The sequence below is a fragment of the Halomonas sp. GT genome, from assembly GCF_002082565.1.
Taxonomy (GTDB): domain Bacteria; phylum Pseudomonadota; class Gammaproteobacteria; order Pseudomonadales; family Halomonadaceae; genus Vreelandella.
On sequence record NZ_CP020562.1, the window covers coordinates 294,902 to 311,986 of the forward strand.

At 51.0% G+C, this 17,085-nt stretch carries 17 protein-coding genes; 12 read left to right on the top strand and 5 right to left on the bottom strand.

What is annotated here, in order from left to right; translation table 11 throughout:
• Nucleotides 1-44: 44 nt before the first annotated feature.
• The 5 genes from phnC to B6A39_RS01460 all read left to right on the top strand — a co-directional run bounded on the left by phnC (nucleotide 45) and on the right by B6A39_RS01460 (nucleotide 3,824).
• On the top strand, nucleotides 45-920 hold the full coding sequence (phnC, locus tag B6A39_RS01440) for a phosphonate ABC transporter ATP-binding protein (RefSeq protein WP_083000621.1): 876 nt from the start codon (nucleotides 45-47) through the stop codon (nucleotides 918-920).
• Nucleotides 917-1,744 carry a phosphonate ABC transporter, permease protein PhnE gene (gene phnE / locus B6A39_RS01445; RefSeq protein WP_083000623.1) on the top strand — a complete coding sequence of 276 codons (828 nt, stop codon included), beginning with the start codon at nucleotides 917-919 and terminating at the stop codon, nucleotides 1,742-1,744. The genes phnC and phnE (B6A39_RS01445) overlap by 4 nt, the downstream gene beginning before the upstream one ends.
• Nucleotides 1,745-1,775: 31 nt before the next feature.
• Complete coding sequence (gene phnE, locus B6A39_RS01450) at nucleotides 1,776-2,591, top strand: phosphonate ABC transporter, permease protein PhnE (RefSeq protein WP_083000625.1); 816 nt, start codon at nucleotides 1,776-1,778, stop codon at nucleotides 2,589-2,591.
• A gap of 24 nt (nucleotides 2,592-2,615) precedes the next feature.
• Entirely contained in the window at nucleotides 2,616-3,245 is a 630-nt protein-coding gene (locus B6A39_RS01455; protein WP_083000628.1) for a histidine phosphatase family protein, read from the top strand.
• A 99-nt stretch (nucleotides 3,246-3,344) separates the two neighbouring features.
• On the top strand, nucleotides 3,345-3,824 hold the full coding sequence (locus B6A39_RS01460) for a C40 family peptidase (protein ID WP_083000630.1): 480 nt from the start codon (nucleotides 3,345-3,347) through the stop codon (nucleotides 3,822-3,824).
• Between the two features lie 51 nt (nucleotides 3,825-3,875).
• Here the strand turns inward: B6A39_RS01460 and B6A39_RS01465 are convergent, their stop codons facing one another.
• Nucleotides 3,876-4,499 (bottom strand): putative metalloprotease CJM1_0395 family protein, encoded by a 624-nt coding sequence (locus B6A39_RS01465; protein ID WP_083000632.1) that lies wholly within the window; start codon nucleotides 4,497-4,499, stop codon nucleotides 3,876-3,878.
• 117 nt (nucleotides 4,500-4,616) lie between these two features.
• Here B6A39_RS01465 and B6A39_RS01470 point away from each other — a divergent pair, with 117 nt between their 5' ends.
• From B6A39_RS01470 to B6A39_RS01490, 5 genes are all read left to right on the top strand, one after another.
• Entirely contained in the window at nucleotides 4,617-4,844 is a 228-nt protein-coding gene (locus B6A39_RS01470; RefSeq protein ID WP_083000634.1) for a DUF2835 family protein, read from the top strand.
• 89 nt (nucleotides 4,845-4,933) lie between these two features.
• Nucleotides 4,934-5,236, top strand: a complete 303-nt coding sequence (locus tag B6A39_RS01475) for a hypothetical protein (RefSeq protein ID WP_232318741.1) — start codon at nucleotides 4,934-4,936, stop codon at nucleotides 5,234-5,236.
• 142 nt (nucleotides 5,237-5,378) lie between these two features.
• The gene (locus tag B6A39_RS01480) at nucleotides 5,379-5,957 is read left to right on the top strand and encodes an antibiotic biosynthesis monooxygenase (protein ID WP_083000639.1); all 579 of its coding nucleotides are present in this window, start codon (nucleotides 5,379-5,381) and stop codon (nucleotides 5,955-5,957) included.
• Nucleotides 5,958-6,189: 232 nt separating this feature from the next.
• On the top strand, nucleotides 6,190-6,861 hold the full coding sequence (locus B6A39_RS01485) for a glutathione S-transferase (protein WP_083000642.1): 672 nt from the start codon (nucleotides 6,190-6,192) through the stop codon (nucleotides 6,859-6,861).
• 86 nt (nucleotides 6,862-6,947) lie between these two features.
• Entirely contained in the window at nucleotides 6,948-9,464 is a 2,517-nt protein-coding gene (locus B6A39_RS01490; protein WP_083000645.1) for an EAL domain-containing protein, read from the top strand.
• A 68-nt stretch (nucleotides 9,465-9,532) separates the two neighbouring features.
• Here B6A39_RS01490 and nhaD read toward each other — a convergent pair whose 3' ends face one another.
• Complete coding sequence (gene nhaD, locus B6A39_RS01495) at nucleotides 9,533-11,011, bottom strand: sodium:proton antiporter NhaD (RefSeq protein WP_083000647.1); 1,479 nt, start codon at nucleotides 11,009-11,011, stop codon at nucleotides 9,533-9,535.
• Nucleotides 11,012-11,465: 454 nt separating this feature from the next.
• Between nhaD and B6A39_RS01500 the strand changes: the two genes are divergently transcribed.
• Nucleotides 11,466-12,443 carry a TAXI family TRAP transporter solute-binding subunit gene (locus tag B6A39_RS01500; protein ID WP_083000650.1) on the top strand — a complete coding sequence of 326 codons (978 nt, stop codon included), beginning with the start codon at nucleotides 11,466-11,468 and terminating at the stop codon, nucleotides 12,441-12,443.
• A gap of 87 nt (nucleotides 12,444-12,530) precedes the next feature.
• A complete protein-coding gene (locus B6A39_RS01505; protein WP_083000653.1) occupies nucleotides 12,531-14,333 on the top strand; it encodes a TRAP transporter permease in 1,803 nt (600 codons plus the stop codon).
• Here B6A39_RS01505 and B6A39_RS01510 read toward each other — a convergent pair.
• From B6A39_RS01510 to B6A39_RS01520, 3 genes are all read right to left on the bottom strand, one after another.
• Complete coding sequence (locus B6A39_RS01510) at nucleotides 14,238-14,873, bottom strand: hypothetical protein (protein ID WP_083000655.1); 636 nt, start codon at nucleotides 14,871-14,873, stop codon at nucleotides 14,238-14,240. The genes B6A39_RS01505 and B6A39_RS01510 overlap by 96 nt on opposite strands.
• A 10-nt stretch (nucleotides 14,874-14,883) precedes the next feature.
• Nucleotides 14,884-15,840, bottom strand: coding sequence for a calcium/sodium antiporter (locus B6A39_RS01515; protein WP_083000658.1), 957 nt, complete (start codon nucleotides 15,838-15,840; stop codon nucleotides 14,884-14,886).
• Nucleotides 15,841-15,942: 102 nt separating this feature from the next.
• On the bottom strand, nucleotides 15,943-16,911 hold the full coding sequence (locus tag B6A39_RS01520; protein ID WP_083000661.1) for a LysR family transcriptional regulator: 969 nt from the start codon (nucleotides 16,909-16,911) through the stop codon (nucleotides 15,943-15,945).
• Nucleotides 16,912-17,085: the final 174 nt, after the last annotated feature.

Consider the following 17,085-nt stretch of genomic DNA (forward strand, 5'->3'; position numbering starts at 1 on the left):
GCCGTATTGCTATGTCCCTGACTTCTCGTAAATGAGGCACTCTCATGTTGACTCTTACCGGCGTTGGCAAACGTTACCCTACTGGGGATCGTGCGTTAACCGATATACAACTGACGCTACCTAAGGGCCAAGTGATGGCGCTGATTGGGCCATCCGGTGCAGGTAAAAGTACGTTGATTCGTTGCGTAAACCGCTTGGTAGAACCCACACAAGGCAGCATTCGCCTAGAAGATGTAGAGCTGACCAAACTTTCGGGCAATCGTCTGCGCCACGCGCGCCGCTCCATGGGAATGATTTTTCAGGAGTATGCACTTGTTGATCGATTAACCGTGATGGAGAACGTGCTGTCTGGCCAGCTAGGTTATGTAGGGTTCTGGCGTAGCTTCTTACGCCGCTACCCACCAGAAGCCGTGGCCGAAGCCTTTCGCTTGCTGGAACGGGTTGGCTTACCCCACGCCATTGATAAGCGTGCCGATGCGCTTTCCGGTGGCCAGCGCCAGCGGGTTGGTATTGCCCGTGCGCTGTTACAAAGCCCCAAACTACTTTTGGTTGATGAACCCACCGCCAGTCTCGACCCGAAAACATCGCGGCAGATCATGCGTCTGATTCGCGAATTATGCGCCGAGCGAGAGTTGGCCGCGATTATCAATATTCACGATGTCGCGCTGGCGAAGCAGTTTGCTGACCGTATCGTAGGGTTGCGGGCTGGGGAAATCGTCTTTGACGGGCAGCCTAGCGAGCTTACCAGCGAGATCCTCACCACCATCTATGGTGAAGAGGATTGGGATACCACCCCAGAACCCGCGGATGATGATGAAACTGAAGAAAAAACGAAAGTGAAAGAGAGCGAAGCGCATATGCCTCGCGCCGGTCGCGAGCTGCCTCGCTTAGCAAGCCTAGCGAGTGAGGGCGCGCGATGAGCAGTAACAATTCGCTGGCGCGCCAACAGGCTGCGCGTGAAGGGCACTGGCGGCGCTTACCATTGATTGATGACCCGCGTTTGCGTTGGGGACTGGTACTAGGCGCGATGGTTTACCTGGTACTTGCGCTTGCCTCTGTGGAGGTTAACTGGGCACGTGTGGCGGAAGGGGCCGGACGCGCACTCAATTTTCTTGGTGCGTTTCTGCAGCCGGACTTCGTTAGCCGACAAAGCGACATTATCACGGGACTAATGGAAAGCCTGACAATGACGCTTACTTCCACCGTCATTGGTGTGTTGTTGGCCATACCGGTGGGGCTGGGGGCGGCGCGCAATATCTCGCCATTGCCAATTTACGCCGTATGCCGGGCGATTATTGCTGTCTCGCGCACCTTCCAGGAAATTATCATCGCGATTCTATTTGTGGTGATGTTCGGCTTTGGGCCGTTTGCGGGCATGTTGACCCTGGCGTTTGCCACCATTGGATTTATGGCCAAGCTGCTGGCAGAGGATATTGAAGATCTCGACTGGCGACAGGTAGAGGCCGTACGTGCCACCGGGGCGAGCTGGTGGCAAACCATGAACCACGCCATTCAACCCCAGGTGATGCCGCGCTTAATTGGTCTCTCGATGTACCGATTGGATATCAATTTCCGCGAATCGTCAGTGATTGGCATTGTCGGCGCTGGCGGTATCGGCGCCACCCTGAACACCTCGTTGAGCCGCTACGAGTACGGCACCTCTGCTGCCATCCTGCTGATTATCATCGCTATTGTACTGATGAGTGAGTATGCCTCCAGCTACGTTCGCCGCTGGACACAGTAACGGCGCACCACTTGTCATAAAAGGAAACGTTATGCCTGTTTCAACATCTCCCCAAGGGGCGCCGCTGTGGCAGCGGCGCACTACCCCTGCCCAGTGGCTGCAGTTTGCTGCCTGGCTTCTAGGCATCAGCCTGTTTCTACTGTGTTGGAAAGTGATTTCTGACAACACCATGTGGGTGTTTGTTGAAGATGCTGGCCGCCAGGGCAGCGATTTAATTAGCCGTATGCTGCCGCCGCGTTGGGAGTATGCCAGCGTGTTGTGGAAGCCCATGTGGGATACCTTGAACATTGCCACGATAGGGACGGCGCTGGGCATTGTTATGGCATTTCCCGTGGCGTTTTTAGCGGCACGCAACACCACGCCGCACCCACTGATACGCAGTTTGGCGCTCACTATTATTGTTTCGTCTCGCTCTATCAACTCGTTGATTTGGGCCATGCTGCTAGTCACTATTCTTGGTCCTGGCGTCTTGGCAGGCATTATCGCCATTGCGCTGCGTTCCATTGGCTTTGTGGGCAAGCTGCTTTATGAAGCCATTGAAGAGATTCATCCAACCCCCGTTGAAGCGATTAGTGCCACTGGTGCCAGCCGCCTACAGGTGATGAACTACGCTGTGTTGCCTCAAGTAATGCCTGCCTTTGCGGGTATTAGCGTGTATCGCTGGGACATTAATATTCGTGAATCTACCGTGCTGGGCCTAGTGGGCGCTGGTGGTATTGGCTTGCAGCTTAATGCCTCGATTAACAGCCTCGCCTGGAATCAGGTTAGCGTCATCTTTGTGATGATTTTTGCCACGGTGCTGGTGTCCGAGTGGGTCTCTGCCCGTGTGCGCCACGCGATCATCTAGTCAGCCTGTCGAGGAATAGAAACCATGCGCTTTCCAAATGCAGACATCACGACCATCGATATTATGCGCCATGGTGAGCCAGTAGGCGGGCGTATGTTACGTGGTAGCACTGACCACCCACTGAGTGAAGCGGGCTGGAAACAAGTGAGTGATGCCGTTATGCGCCACACCGAGGATGGCAGGCCACCTTACGATGCGATTGTCAGTTCGCCGCTGCTGCGTTGTCGCGAATTTGCGCTGTGGCTAGGCGAAGAGTTTGATGTGCCTGTACAAATCGATGACGACTTGGCTGAACTTCATCTGGGGCGCTGGGAAGGCAAAACCCATGCTCAGGTATTTGCTGATGAAGGTAGCGAGCCGATGAGCGCATTTTGGTTTAACCCCTGCCAATCCTCCCCCCCAGAAGGAGAAAAGCTGGCAGCGCTGGATGCGCGGGTTAGCGAATCTTGGCAGCGGCTGCTGGCTAATCCGCCCGGTCAACATGTGTTGGTGGTGGCACACCTGTTTGTTTGCAATGCGCTGCTGCGCCAAGTGCTGGAGCAGCCGCTTGGTAACGGCTTAGTGATGGATTTGCCTTATGCTGCGATGAGCCGACTGCGTCATGAGCGTCACGCGCTGGGAGAAACCACCTTTGTTGAGTGGATAGGTCGTTAGTCCCCGTGCGTTAGTAATAACAACCTACGAATCAGTAGCGGGTAAGTCGCGCATAGGCCATGATAAAAGCACTTATAACGTGCTGAGCCGGAGCGAAGTATGCCGTTTATCCGTCTGTCTTCACTGTTAACGCTATTCACGCTGCTGCTATTAGCAGGATGTGCCAGCAAAGAGATAACTAGTGCCCCCGCCTCAAGTTCTCAAGCGGGCATTTCAATGGAACGCGCGCTGATTCTGTCTCATGCCCAGCAAGCGATTGGCACACCCTATCGCTTTGGCGGCAATACACCGGAGGGACTGGATTGTTCGGGGCTTGTTGAAATGACCTATCGTGCTGCGGGTATCCGCGTGCCACGCACCGCTGACGATCAGTTCCGCGCGCTGCCACAGGTAGATGCGCCTCGCCCAGGCGATTTACTGTTTTTTGGGGAGGGTGCTAAAGCCACGCATGTAGGTATTTATGGCGGTAACCGTCAGATGATTCATGCTCCCGGTAGCGGCCGAGCCGTGGTCAGAGTGCCATTGGATATCGATTACTGGAATCAGCGTTTTTTAGGGGCTGCTTCACCAGCACCCTAAGCAACATTAAGAGGATGAGTAACTGCAATCCAATGTAGGAAAGCCAACGGCTCAGGCTGCTTGCTCATTAGGCGCTGCTGCCACATCTTCTGTAGTTGCTTCCCCAGCGCTTCGTGCGGCATTCATTTCGCTTTGCTCGCGAGCTGCTTCCAGCTTGGCTTCCAATAAATACTGTCTTGCTTGAGCAGCCACCTGTATATCTTTAGAAGACGGTTCTGCTGGCGCTAACGCTGCCGCGATGACCGTTTGCATTTTTTCAATGGTAGCCGTGGGGTTGCCTGGTACGGGGCCGTAATCAATAGGCACTTCACCCGCCACTGCATAGCGTTTGCCGTCTGGCCCAACTTCGTACTCATAGCTAGCCCCGCCGGTGTAGGGACCGCCTACCGTTTGGTGGGCCATTTCGTGCTGGCGGACTTCTCGATCAGTTTGCTTAAGCTGTTCTAAGTGCTGGATCTCTTCAGGTGCTAGCGGCGTGCCGTCGGGGCGCGTAGGACCGGTCGTTTCGCTACTGGCTGATGTCTCCGTGTCTTTCTCTTCACTTACTTGCGCATTTGATTCAGAGGGGCGAGCCTTTTGCTCCTCGGTGCTTATTTGAGTTGCCTTTGCATTGCTTGCTACAGGTTGTTGCCACGCAGATGCGGAAGAAAAAAGATTTAGTGTAGAGAGGTCCATAAGCAGTTACCGAAGGATAAGCCAATTGCGTTAGCATAGATCAACTATGAGTGAATCGCAGTACATATTCATTGTGCATTAAACGACTGCCTAGCAATCTTTTGGTTAATCATTACCATGCCTACTATCGATGTTGTTATCCATCTTTCAAAAAGCGAGTGCTTGGCGCATTACGAAGGGCGCTACACGAACGTGCGAACGCGTAGCGTCGATGGGCGCTGGGTCATTTTTCCTGCTGAAGCGCTGCGACGTGTAGTAGGACAAGAAGGGGTTCATGGTGTTTATCAATTGGAATTTTCTGACCAGGGCCGCTTTATCAACATTCAGCCTCTCTCAACGAGTTGACTTGGCATATGCACCATAGCGATGCAAATCTAACGCTCCATGAACTCATTTATTCCGTTATACCCAATCTAAATAGAGCCGAAAAATTAGTGCTCAATACTCTGGAGAGCCTAATAGAAGCGGCAGAAAATCCATTGGATGTCGTTAAGCGTAACGAACAAAGACATGCTTTTTCGCTAGAAGTGCATCGTGTGCGTATCAATATAGAACACCTTTTAGAACGCTATCGTGCTGATGTAGATAGTGTTTTGCGCGCAGGTGGGGAAGTGAAAGGGCCAGTCGTGGTACCTGATGCCCAAGAGGCCGATGCAATTCGCAGCGCCATTGATATTTACTTACATGTTAGGTCTTTTCAGCGTGGCGAACGCCGTCAGCCACTACCAGACCATTAGTTATCACCTTGTCTCCACTCCTTGTCACCACATGGCATCATCATTGCTTGTATAATGTGAGCGCAGCCTTCGGGGTTACCCACCTGAAGGCGAACAGCTTGCCTACCCGGCAATTCGCTGTGACCACATTAGGAGATATATCATGTCTGCCTCACCTGTCACGCTAATGGTCGCCCGTCGAGTGACGAGCGGTCGTTATCACGATTTTAACCGTTGGTTAAACGAAGGCCGCGACTTGGCGGCTGATTTTCCTGGTTATTTGGGCTCCGGTGTTTTAGCACCACCTAATAGCGATGACGAATATCAGATCATTTTCCGCTTCAGTAGCAGTAATACGTTAAACGCCTGGGAGCATTCGGCTTCACGGAATGCATGGCTACAGCGAGGTAAGGGGCTATATGACGCACCTCATGAGCATCGTGCCACCGGCTTAGATGCTTGGTTTCAGTCTAGCTCGGGCACGACGCCCCCGCGCTGGAAACAAGCCGTCGCTGTATGGTTGGCTTTCTTTCCTATTTCACTGTTGTTTAACTGGGTATTTGGTAGTGCCTTAGCGGACTGGCCCATGGTGCCCCGTGTATTAGTCAGTACAATGATGCTGACGCCTGTCATGGTGTTTTTGTTTATTCCGCTTTCAACGCGCTTACTTGCACCATGGTTAGAAGGAAAATGGTCGCCATTAGATCTATTGTCACGTTGGCGTCATGAACATAGAACGTAGTGCAGAATGGAGGAGTGCATATCCATATTATTAAAAATGAGTTAAAACATGAGCTTAATTTTAATCTGATAGTGTCTTAAGTCATGCTCTTTGCGTTTCTTTAATAAGATAAATAATTCCTAAGCTTCATGGGGTTCAACGCTGCAATAGTGCTAAGCTAAATACGCTTGCAGTAAAAGGATAACTGACGTTGGTGCAATGCTAGCGTACCAAGTCGCCCCATGGAGTAGTTATGATCCGCGTTCACCATCTCGAAAAATCCCGCTCGCACCGTATTTTGTGGCTTCTGGAAACACTTGGCCTTGATTATGACATTGAGGTTTACCAGCGTGATCCTAAGACTCAGCTAGCCCCGGAATCACTTAAAAAAATCCATCCGCTGGGTAAGTCACCCGTTATTACCGACGGTGAGCTGACCGTAGCAGAATCCGGGGCAATTATTGATTATCTCGTCAACTGTTATGGTAATAATAAAGATCCGCTCCTTGAAGAGAACCGTAATGAGTGGATGAATTATCGCTACTGGCTCCACTATGCAGAAGGTTCGTTAATGCCTCTTTTAGTGATGGGGCTGGTCTTTAGCCAACTGCCTAAGCAGTCTCCGTGGTTGATTAAGCCGTTGGCAAAAGGAATTAGCTCAACAGTGCACCAGCGGTTTATCCAGCCCCAATTAAAACAACATCTAACAATTATTGAATCACATTTAGGTGAAAGAGGTAATTTTGCGGGTGACTGGCCGAGTGGGGCCGATATACAAATGAGTTTTCCGCTACAGGCCATTGCCGCGACACGGTCGTTGGAACCTTATCCTGCGATCGCAGCGTTTGTGGCGCGCATTGAAAATGACCCTGCCTGGCAACGGGTTGTTGAGCGCGCTGGCCCTCTTAGTATGCCTGGTGTGTAGGTTCATCTATGTCCCAGACGTTGAGCTGTTTCGGATCTCGCTCATCTTCTACTCAAAAGGGAGCACTGTGCGCTCTAGCCCAGCTTATGTCGGGAACATTACTGCTGGGCGGATGTTTAGCAGCAACCCCGTTATCGGCTGAGACACTGATCGTTGGTGTGTATCACAATCCGCCAAAACTCTTCGCTGACGACGAAGGTCGCCCGCGTGGTGTGCTAGGCGATCTTTTACAAGCGATTGCCAAAGAAGAGCAGTGGCAGCTCGAAAGCCTTCAGTGTGACTTCCAACATTGTCTTACGCTGTTAGAGGAAGGAGATATTGACTTACTTCCTGATGTTGCCTGGAGTGAAGATCGTGCTCAGCGCATGATGTTTCATGAAGAGCCGGTGATGCATAGTTGGTCACAGCTTTACCAGCGTGAAGGGCCTGAGGTTAACGCGATATTTGATCTTGAGCAGCAGCGTGTTGCGGTGGTTTCTGGGTCGGTTCAACAGGATTATTTGGCAGCGGTAACTGAGCGTTTTGATATCAACGTTACTTGGCTACCCGTGAGTAGTTTCGCTAAGGGATTTCAGGCCGTTGCTGATGGCGATGCAGACCTTGTGGCCGCAAATCATCTATTCGGCGACTGGCGGGCTCACGATTATGGGTTGCGTGATACACCAGTTATTTTTCAACCAGCAAGGCTTTTTTATGCTGCCTCACCTCAACTTTCTGATGAGATACTTAATCGTATCGATGATGTTTTACGTCTCTGGAAGCAGGATAGTGGCTCTATTTATTATGAAACGTTAAGTGCATGGCGAGCTAAGTCAACCCCATCACAATTAACTCCCACATGGATATGGTGGGGGGGTGGTTTACTTATTTTGCTGCTTGTTTTAGCGCTTTTAGGCAACATACTGCTTAAGAAACTTAACCGAGACCAGTTAACTAATCATGAGGCGCTATTGGCGACTATTTTAGATAGTGTAGATGCCTTTATCTATATTAAATCTCCCTCGCTAAAGTATCGTTACGTCAATCGTCGAATAAGCGAACTTTTTAATCAGTCCACAGAAAATATTGTTGGAAAGCGTGATGCTGATTTTTTTGATGCCGAAAGCGCCGAGGCAACAAGAAAAATCGATCAAAATGTTTTAGATTCAGGCAAAAAAGTAACGATTGAAGAGCATAGTATGCTGCAGGGTGAGGAGCATGTACGCACTTTTCTTTCTATTAAGATGCCGTTAACCATGGCGCCAGGTGAAGCGCCTAGCTTATGCGGTATCTCTACCGAGCTTACTGAATATCTGGAAATGCAATCTAAAACCCATCGCCTAGCGTTTTATGATGCATTAACAGGTCTCCCAAATCGTCGGCGCCTTATGGAATTATTGGCTGATGTCACGGATCAAAGTAATTGCACAACAAACTTCAGCGCGATATTTATCGTTGATTTAGATAATTTTAGATTAGTGAATGACATTCAGGGCCACGAGAGTGGTGATCAATTACTGATTAATGTTGCCGAAAGATTGCAAATACACTTGCCCCAGGAGGCAACCGTTGCTCGTTTTAGTAGCGATGAGTTTGTCGTGCTCTTAAATACGTTAGGCGAGCAGCAAAGCAAAGCAACACACAAGGCTGAACGCCTTGCAAGACAGCTCTTAGAGGCGGTTGCTAAGCTGCGTAACGACCGTGCACTGCCGATTACTGCCAGCATTGGTATTTCATTGTTTAAGTGCTTGGGGTTGAGTGTAAACAGTGTTTTACAACAAGCAGACATGGCGCTACAACAAGCCAAAGCGGCTGGCGGTAATACGTTGCGCTTTTTTAATATGGAAATGCAAACTAGCGTGCTGGAGCGAGCCAGGCTTGAGGGGGACCTGCATCAAGCCTTAGAGCGTGATGAGCTGTCGCTACATTATCAAGTGCAGGTCGATCACCAAGGTGTCACTACGGGCGTTGAGGCTCTGTTGCGCTGGTATCACCCACAGCGTGGCTGGGTATCACCAGCCACCTTTATTCCTCTGGCGGAAGAGAATGGGTTGATCCTGCCTATTGGGTACTGGGTGTTGAAGTCAGCCTGTGAGCAATTAGCAAAATGGGCACAGCAACCTGCGTATTCAGCACTCACTATCTCAGTTAACGTGAGTTCGGTGCAGTTCCAGCAACCTGAATTTGTGCGCGATGTAGAAGGCTTGTTAGCACAAACCCAAGCCCCACCAAGCCGTTTAGTGTTGGAGGTAACAGAAAGTCTGTTGATGAGTGAGCCCACGCGAGTCCGCAGCACTATGCTAAAGCTTCGTTCCCAAGGCATTCGCTTCGCGCTGGATGATTTTGGCACAGGCTATTCGTCGCTGAGCTACCTAAAGCGCTTACCGCTGGATGAGTTGAAGATTGATCAGTCGTTTATTCGTGAATTGCTAACAGACAAGACCGATGCGGCGATTGTGGATACCACTATCCTTTTAGCGGTCAGTCTTGGCTTGACTGTGGTGGCTGAAGGCGTCGAGAAGAAAGAGCAGTTTGATTGGCTTAAAGGCCATGGCTGCTACCGCTACCAGGGCTATTTATTTGGTCGCCCGACGCCAATTGAGTATTTATTTGAGACGTACTAAAAAGCCCGCGCAGCACGTGTTAGCACTGGGCGCGGGCTTTTTGAGCTTGACCTGATTACAGCTGTTCGTTAACCAAAGACGGCAAAGCTATCGGCGTTAAGCCACAGATGTACAAGGATACTGGCGACGTAGCCGAGAAAAATAACGGGTGCCCAGCGTAGGTGGCCCATAAAGGTGTAAGCGCCGCGCGCTTGGCCCATTACCGCAACCCCCGCTGCCGAGCCGATTGAGAGTAAGCTTCCCCCTACACCGGCCGTCAACGTAATCAGCAACCAATGCCCGTGAGACATTTCCGGCTCCATGGTCAGTACTGCGAACATTACCGGAATGTTATCGACTACTGCTGATACAACCCCCAAGACAATATTTGCCCAGGTGGCGTTCCAACCGGTGTAAAGCGCTTCGGAAAGCAGTCCAAGGTAGCCCATAAAGCCAAGGCCACCCACGCACATAACAACCCCGTAGAAGAACAGTAGCGTATCCCACTCAGCACGGGCGACACGGTTGAAAACATCAAACGGTACCACGCCACCTAACTGCTCTAGCTTCTTATTGTCGCCTCGGCGGCTGTAGCGTTCACGTTTGCGCTCCAGCGAGCGGGGTAGGCTGCGGCGCAGGTAATAGCCGAAAAACTGTAGGTAGCCAAGACCAGTCATCATGCCGAGTACAGGCGGCAAGTGTAGTAGCGTATGGCACATTACAGCAGTGGCAATAGTGATCAAAAACAGCGCAATAATTCGCCGTGCACCGCGTTTGAGCCACACATCTTCATAAACGCTGCTTGGCTTCTGGTCCTTAATAAACATGCTCATAATGACAGCAGGAATCAGGAAGTTAACCAAGGAGGGCAGGAATAGGATGAAAAACTCCTGGAACTGAATAATACCTGCCTGCCAGACCATCAGCGTGGTGATGTCGCCAAAGGGGCTAAAGGCACCGCCAGCATTGGCTGCCACCACAACATTGATGCAAGCGACATTAATAAAGCGCTTATCACCTTCAGCAACTTTAGTGATAACGGCACACATTAGCAGTGCTGTGGTTAAGTTATCGGCAATTGGAGATAGCACAAAGGCAAGGCCGCCCGTAAGCCAGAACAGCTGGCGGTAGCTAAAGCCTTTACGCAGCATCCATGAGCGCAGGGCATCAAATACACGACGCTCCTCCATGGCGTTGATATACGTCATGGCCACCAACAGGAACAGCATTAGCTCGGTGAACTCTAAAAGCGTCACACGAAACGCATATTCTGACGTTTCGGACATGCCGTTTTGAACGTACACCCAGCCAATGAGTCCCCAAATAATACCAGCAGCAACCAGTACCGGCTTAGACTTGCGCATATGGATTTTTTCTTCTGCCATGACTAGCGCATAGGCCAGCACGAAGATCGCAACAGCGAAAAATCCAACGGTAGTAGAGGTTAGGTCGATATCTCCAGTTACTGCAAAGGCGGAAGGGCTAATAAATAATAGTAAGGCTGCTAACAAAAAAGGCCAGCAACGAGAGACTCGGAGCTGGCCTGGGTCATGATGTAACGTCAGCATGGCGTGTTTATCCTTATATTGGTTAAAAGGTAGGGGGAATAAGCGGCGTTAGTTTAACAAGCTATATTGCATTGCAATACGGAATTAAACCGAATGAAATGCTTTGATAAGCAAGTCATTACGTCTTTTTTTTGGAAATTATCCATTTAGCTAATAGTAATATGCTCAAATAAATGTAAAGAGTTTAATCGCAAATTAGATAAATATAAGAAGTTTTCGATACCTGTTGGCCAGTGGCGCTTTGTAGGTATATTTGCCGCTTGTGAGTCGGTCTTCAGGCTGCCTTAGACTTACGAAGTATGTTCATCAATATAGATGGCCAATATTGATGGTTGCGTTGGCATGGAGGATTATTATCACACACCCAAAGGCTTGGGTTTTGCCTTTTGTAACTGCTTTTAGTCAATAAAAACGAGGCCACGCAGTTGGCCACTGGACATGTTAAGGAACTCATATGCATCAATCAATTCGCTCCTTTTGCCGCACGCTAGGCGTCTCGGCCGCTACGCTCGCCCTTGCCACTGCTGCAGTAACAGCGCAAGCAGAAACACGGGTTACCTACAAGTCAGCATCGGCGGGAACTGCCTACTACCAGATGGGCGTTGAACTTTCCGAGGCGGTGCGCCAAGGCACTGACGATTCCATTATTCTGACATTAGAAGAGAGTCAGGGCTCGGTGCAGAATGTGATGGAGGTGATGGCGCGGCAAGGTCATTATGTATTCACTACGCCGCCAGCCTTAGTTGAGCAAGCCATGGCAGGCGAAGGGCCGTTTGCTGAGCGTCAGCATCCTCGCTTCCAGGAAATTCGTGGTCTGTTTCCTATACCTTCTATCACCATGCATTTTGTGATCGCAGGCGATGGCGGTGTAACCGATATGGCTGCGCTTGAAGATAAGCACATTTTGATTGGTCGCGGCACCTTTGGTGCTCGTGAAGCTACTCGGTATCTAGAGCTGTTTGGGCTGGAAGAGAAAGTGCGTATTGCTGACGCTTCTATTGGAAGTGGGCCGGATGCGTTAAAAAACGGCCAAATTGATGCCTTTGTAACAGCCAGTTCTTTCCCAACCCCGAATGTGATTGAAACGGCTGCCAGCATGCCAATCACCCTGGTCAGCTTTAGCGATGAGCAGATAGAGCAAACAGGCGCTGCTCGTCAGACGATTCCTGGTGGCACGTACCCAGGCGTGGATGAGGATGTTCAAACCACGTCGCTGCCGGTCATCGCTTATACAACCTCACAAATGGATGACGAGACCGCGTATGCCCTGACAAAAACCTTTTGGGAGCGTCGCGATGCCATGGCTGAAGAAACGGCTTGGTGGAGCAGTATCTCGCCGGACATGCTGAGTAATATGACGGGTACGCTGCACCCCGGTGCGCTGCGTTATTATGAAGAAGCGGGAGTCGATGTGCCTGACGAACTTCGATAAAAGTTGCCTTAGTAGCGTTTTTTGGCACTGATAATACGCAACGGTCTGTAGGCCGTTGCGTTGTTTTATAAGGATAGGCAACTCGGCATGCATGCTTTTTTTTCGTCTCAAACGGCTGATAACGCCACACCTAATGCGGTGGCGTCCCCTGGTTGGATTGCGTTAGGTGTCATTAGCGTTGGGTTTCATTTAGGGCTTATTTTTTACGGTTTAACGCCTGCCCTGGTGAGTAGGCCATTGCATATGGCGCTACTGCTGCCATGGGTGTTGATTTATATGGCTAAAACGCCTTTTCAGCGCATTAGTGGCTGGGGGCTGACGCTATTAGGGATAGCAGCTTGCGCCTACATCGCGCTTAACGAAGCCACGCTTGCGAATCAGTATGGCTTTATTGATACCCATCTGCAGATGGCGATTGGTCTTTTCTTAATTATGCTGGCCCTGGAGGCGGCAAGACGTGCGATTGGTTGGCCGCTGCCGTTGGTTGCACTAGTGGCACTGCTTTACGGGGCCTTCGGGCAGTTCGTGCCGGGGGCGTTTGGTCACCCTGGTTTGCCACTGCAAAGCATGGTGGGCTCATTGACGATTGCAGAAGGAGGGCTTTGGGGCTCGCTAACGGGGGTTAGCGTGGGTGTCGTGGCTATCTTTGTTATCTTTGGTGCGGTGCTTAATGCTGGCGAAGCTGGCCAAGGTTTCATGAATTTAGCGAGTGCCGTTGCTGGGCGCTTAACCGGCGGTGCGGCTAAAGTGTCGGTGATTTCGTCGGCGCTGATGGGGTCCATTTCAGGCTCAGCCTCAGCGAACGTTGCCTCTACTGGGGCAATTACGATTCCCTCTATGGTACGTTTGCGCTACCCGCGTTCGTTTGCGGGCGCGGTAGAAGCGGTGGCGTCTTCAGGCGGGCAAATAATGCCACCGCTGATGGGGGCGGGTGCATTTGTCATGGTAGAGCTGACAGGCACGCCCTACACACAAATCATGGCAGCAGCAACGCTACCGGCCGTGCTCTATTTTCTGACGGTATGGATGGGAATTAATGCCTACGCGACGCGTCATGATTTGCAGCCGATTGATGTCAGCGAGCAGCCAGCTGCCAAAGAAGTACTCATCACGTCACTCTTTTTTGCGGTGCCGTTTGTACTGCTGTTAGAGCGTATTTTTAACGGCGGATACACACCTCAATATGCCGCTAGTATTGCGATATTTGCTGGCGCAGCGTTGTTGCTGGTCGATGTTACGCTGCGTTTCTCAATCACTGGGTTTGCAAATCGCTTAGCGGATGCGGTGGTTACCGCTGGGCGGCAAATTGCCACCATTGGCGCGATTATTTTGTGTGCCTCTCTGGTGATTGGTGTGCTCTCGTTAACAGGCCTTGGCGTAAAGATCACGTCGGGTATCTTATCGCTCTCCAATGACCTGCTATGGCCTGCGCTGTTGTTAACCGCACTGGCCTGCCTGATTTTGGGAATGGAGGTGCCAACAACAGCAGCCTATGTGATTTGTGTGTCGGTGGCGGGGCCAGCGCTTATATCACTCGGATTAGAGCCGTTATTGGCGCACCTGTTTGTGTTTTGGTACGCGCTACTTTCGACGATTACGCCGCCTGTCTGTGGAGGCGTATTCATTGCGGCTGGAATGGTAGGTGAAAACTGGCTCAAAGTAGCGCTTAAAGCGATGGCCTTGGGAATAGGGCTGTACATCATTCCGTTGGCGATGGTCGCGAACCCTGATGTTATCCAGCTTGCCTTTAATCCAGCGGGCGCCTTGCTCGATGGATTAAAAATAGCCGTTGGATTAACGGCTATTTCGTTTGGTGTCATCGCCCGAAAAGCCATTTGGCTTCGCGTAATACTCGTGGTGACGGGCGCCGCAGTTATCTTTCTCGTTTAAAAGCAACGGCGAAGAGGTCGGTAACGGGGTGGTGGAATACACCACCCAGGTATCTAGCGCAGGTCCCAGTGACTGGAGAAGCTTAAGTTGTTCAGGCGCTTGATTGACGATTTCTTCAGCGCAAATCCCTGCCTCAAAGACACCCGCTAGCAAGCCTTCTGCCACGGCAACCGTCGTGGGTGCTTCGATAATATCGCCAAAGCTGCTTAAATCTGTGTAGTAGCGGGTAGCTGGTTGAATAGCCATATGACGAGGAGTGGCAATACTACGCTGAGCAACTAACGCTAAAGGCTTGCTGCCTGCAATAAAAACATCAACCGGATAGGCTCGGTGCATATAGCGGCCTACGCAATCGCTGTGGGCGAAGTGGGCGGTGCACTGGAGCACATGGCTCACTTGCCCCTCAACCAGCGCTTCAAACGCCTCTTCAAACTGTTCGAAAAGCTGAAGGTTCGTGGATGGCTGACCATGCTTCGCTAAATAGCGCAGAGCAATTAATTCATGATTGTTGCCGCTAGGACCGAGGGTGGCAATCTGCACAGCTAATTCCTCAGAAGATTGTAAAACTTAGCGTAAGGTAGGCTGCATAGCCGCTCAGCAGAGCAGCTCCTTCCCAGCGAGATAGCCGCATGCCTGTGTAAAGAAATAGTAGCAATGCGCCTGCTGCTCCCAGCATCATCCATTGGTCAAACTGACTTACTCGCTCGGCAATAGGCAGGGGCTGTAGAAAAGCTGATATACCTAAGATACCTAGGAGGTTGAAAATATTGCTGCCCAGAATGTTTCCGACAGCTACATCAGCGTGGCGGCGAAGCGCCGCAATCACCGATACCGCCATTTCGGGTAACGAAGTTCCCACCGCAACAATCGTTAAGCCAATAACTGCTTCGGAAATGCCCATGGCTTGGGCTAAACCAATAGCACCATAAAGTAACAACTGTGAGCCTCCTATCAACATAGCAAGCCCTACTATAAGTGCCGTCACTATCATGGTTGTTGAATTTGGAATTGCAGTGAGTTCGTCTGCTTCTGCGCTGTGCATTTCAGCCGCGGGAAGTGGTTGGGCACGTTCGGTGCGATATGCCCAAATGAGGTAAGCCGTCAACGCGGCTAGCAAAACTGCTGCATCCCAGCGGCCGAGGGCACCACTCCAGGCCAGAGCAATAAATAGCAGGCTAGCGCCGACGACCACGACACCGTCTCGTCTTAACGCCAGCGGTTGTACTGACATCGGGCAAATGACCGCGCAAAGACCAAGAATCAGCAGTATGTTACCTATATTGCTACCCACGATATTACCAACGGCAATATCTGGTTGTTGGCGAATGGCAGCATCTATGGAAACAACCAGTTCGGGAGCAGATGTACCAAAACCAACGACGACGAGACCTGTTAACAGCGGAGAGACCCCTATCCGTTTAGCGCCAGCAACAGCGCCACGGATGAGAGCTTCACCTCCCAGCGTTAATAGTACGATACCAGCGAGTAAACTTATTCCATACAGCATGCTATCCCTTCTCTTTTTGTGTTCACTCAGGCGTTATCCCAAGTGTCGGCTTCTCACACGTTAGTTGGGATCGCGGCGTCTGCAAGTCAATTTATCGACGTCTTATTCACGCAGGGGAAACGTCGGATAAGCGTTCAGTAGGGTGTCTAGTTCATTACATACAAAGCGCGGCTCAATCCACTGGGTCAGGTGTTCGTGAACGTAGTGTAGAAAGCGCTGTGCTGACTGGGGAAGGCGCTGATCATTACGCACTATAAATTGCCAGTGACTTTCAATAGGTAGCCCCTGAACGGGTAACACTACTAGATCAGGATGCTCATTAGGCAAAACATGCTCTGATAACACGGCAACGCCCATATTGGCTGCAACGCTTACTCGTATGGCCTCGTTACTGGCCATCTGTAATGTTTTTTGCATGGTCAGTCCGTGCTCTTGCAGCCAGCTGTCCAATAGCATGCGTGTGGCGGAGCCAGGCTCACGTAGTAGTAAGCGTTCACTTAGTAGCTGCTCCATCGTCACGGCTTTCTGTTTAGCCAAAGGGTGGTCGGCGGCGGCAATGGCAACTAATGGGTTGCGCATAAAGCGTGACGCGACCGCGTGAGCAAGCGCGGGTGGATGGCTGAAGACATACAAATCGTCTTCCTGGCGTTCAAAGCGTGCTAATACCTGTCGACGATTGCCGATATGAACGGTGACATCGACCTCAGGAAACGCTTGGCTAAAAGGGCCTAAAAGACGGGGTAAAACATACTGAGCGGTGTTTACTAGGGCAATACTAAAGCGCCCCTTACTGCCATGCTGTAAATCACTTAGCTGGTCCGAAAAGTCGTCAAAGCGCCCCAGCACATCCCGACTTGCCTGATAAAGGGCTTGCCCTGTAGCGGTCATCGTTAGTTGCTGGGCGTGCTGTTCTAACAATGGGCTGCCTACCGCTTCTCTGAGTCGTTTCAACTGCTGTGACACGGTTGGCTGGGTAAGATGCAGTTGCCTGGCGGCTTCGCTGATAGAGCCACACCTAACGACAGTCACGTATACCTGCAGCAGTCTAAAGGTCAGATGGCGAATGTTCATAGCAACCAAAACTCCTGGGGCGTTACTTAATAAGCCAATGTTGGGCGATTGTGGAGAGCAGCTTTATCAACGAACACCTGGCAAGGCGTCATCGAAAGACTAGACTATTTCTTGTCGTCAACGGTTAGGCGAAGTCTAGAGAGCTTACATTGCGTCTCGTTAACGTGGCGCATG

Excerpts from the sequence above, each read along its gene's own strand:
- phnC (WP_083000621.1), top strand. The coding sequence starts at position 45 with ATGTTGACTCTTACCGGCGTTGGCAAACGTTACCCTACTGGGGATCGT.
- phnE (WP_083000623.1), top strand. The coding sequence starts at position 917 with ATGAGCAGTAACAATTCGCTGGCGCGCCAACAGGCTGCGCGTGAAGGG.
- phnE (WP_083000625.1), top strand. The coding sequence starts at position 1,776 with ATGCCTGTTTCAACATCTCCCCAAGGGGCGCCGCTGTGGCAGCGGCGC.
- B6A39_RS01455 (WP_083000628.1), top strand. The coding sequence starts at position 2,616 with ATGCGCTTTCCAAATGCAGACATCACGACCATCGATATTATGCGCCAT.
- B6A39_RS01460 (WP_083000630.1), top strand. The coding sequence starts at position 3,345 with ATGCCGTTTATCCGTCTGTCTTCACTGTTAACGCTATTCACGCTGCTG.
- B6A39_RS01465 (WP_083000632.1), bottom strand. The coding sequence starts at position 4,499 with ATGGACCTCTCTACACTAAATCTTTTTTCTTCCGCATCTGCGTGGCAA.
- B6A39_RS01470 (WP_083000634.1), top strand. The coding sequence starts at position 4,617 with ATGCCTACTATCGATGTTGTTATCCATCTTTCAAAAAGCGAGTGCTTG.
- B6A39_RS01480 (WP_083000639.1), top strand. The coding sequence starts at position 5,379 with ATGTCTGCCTCACCTGTCACGCTAATGGTCGCCCGTCGAGTGACGAGC.
- B6A39_RS01485 (WP_083000642.1), top strand. The coding sequence starts at position 6,190 with ATGATCCGCGTTCACCATCTCGAAAAATCCCGCTCGCACCGTATTTTG.
- B6A39_RS01490 (WP_083000645.1), top strand. The coding sequence starts at position 6,948 with ATGTCGGGAACATTACTGCTGGGCGGATGTTTAGCAGCAACCCCGTTA.
- nhaD (WP_083000647.1), bottom strand. The coding sequence starts at position 11,011 with ATGCTGACGTTACATCATGACCCAGGCCAGCTCCGAGTCTCTCGTTGC.
- B6A39_RS01500 (WP_083000650.1), top strand. The coding sequence starts at position 11,466 with ATGCATCAATCAATTCGCTCCTTTTGCCGCACGCTAGGCGTCTCGGCC.
- B6A39_RS01505 (WP_083000653.1), top strand. The coding sequence starts at position 12,531 with ATGCATGCTTTTTTTTCGTCTCAAACGGCTGATAACGCCACACCTAAT.
- B6A39_RS01515 (WP_083000658.1), bottom strand. The coding sequence starts at position 15,840 with ATGCTGTATGGAATAAGTTTACTCGCTGGTATCGTACTATTAACGCTG.
- B6A39_RS01520 (WP_083000661.1), bottom strand. The coding sequence starts at position 16,911 with ATGAACATTCGCCATCTGACCTTTAGACTGCTGCAGGTATACGTGACT.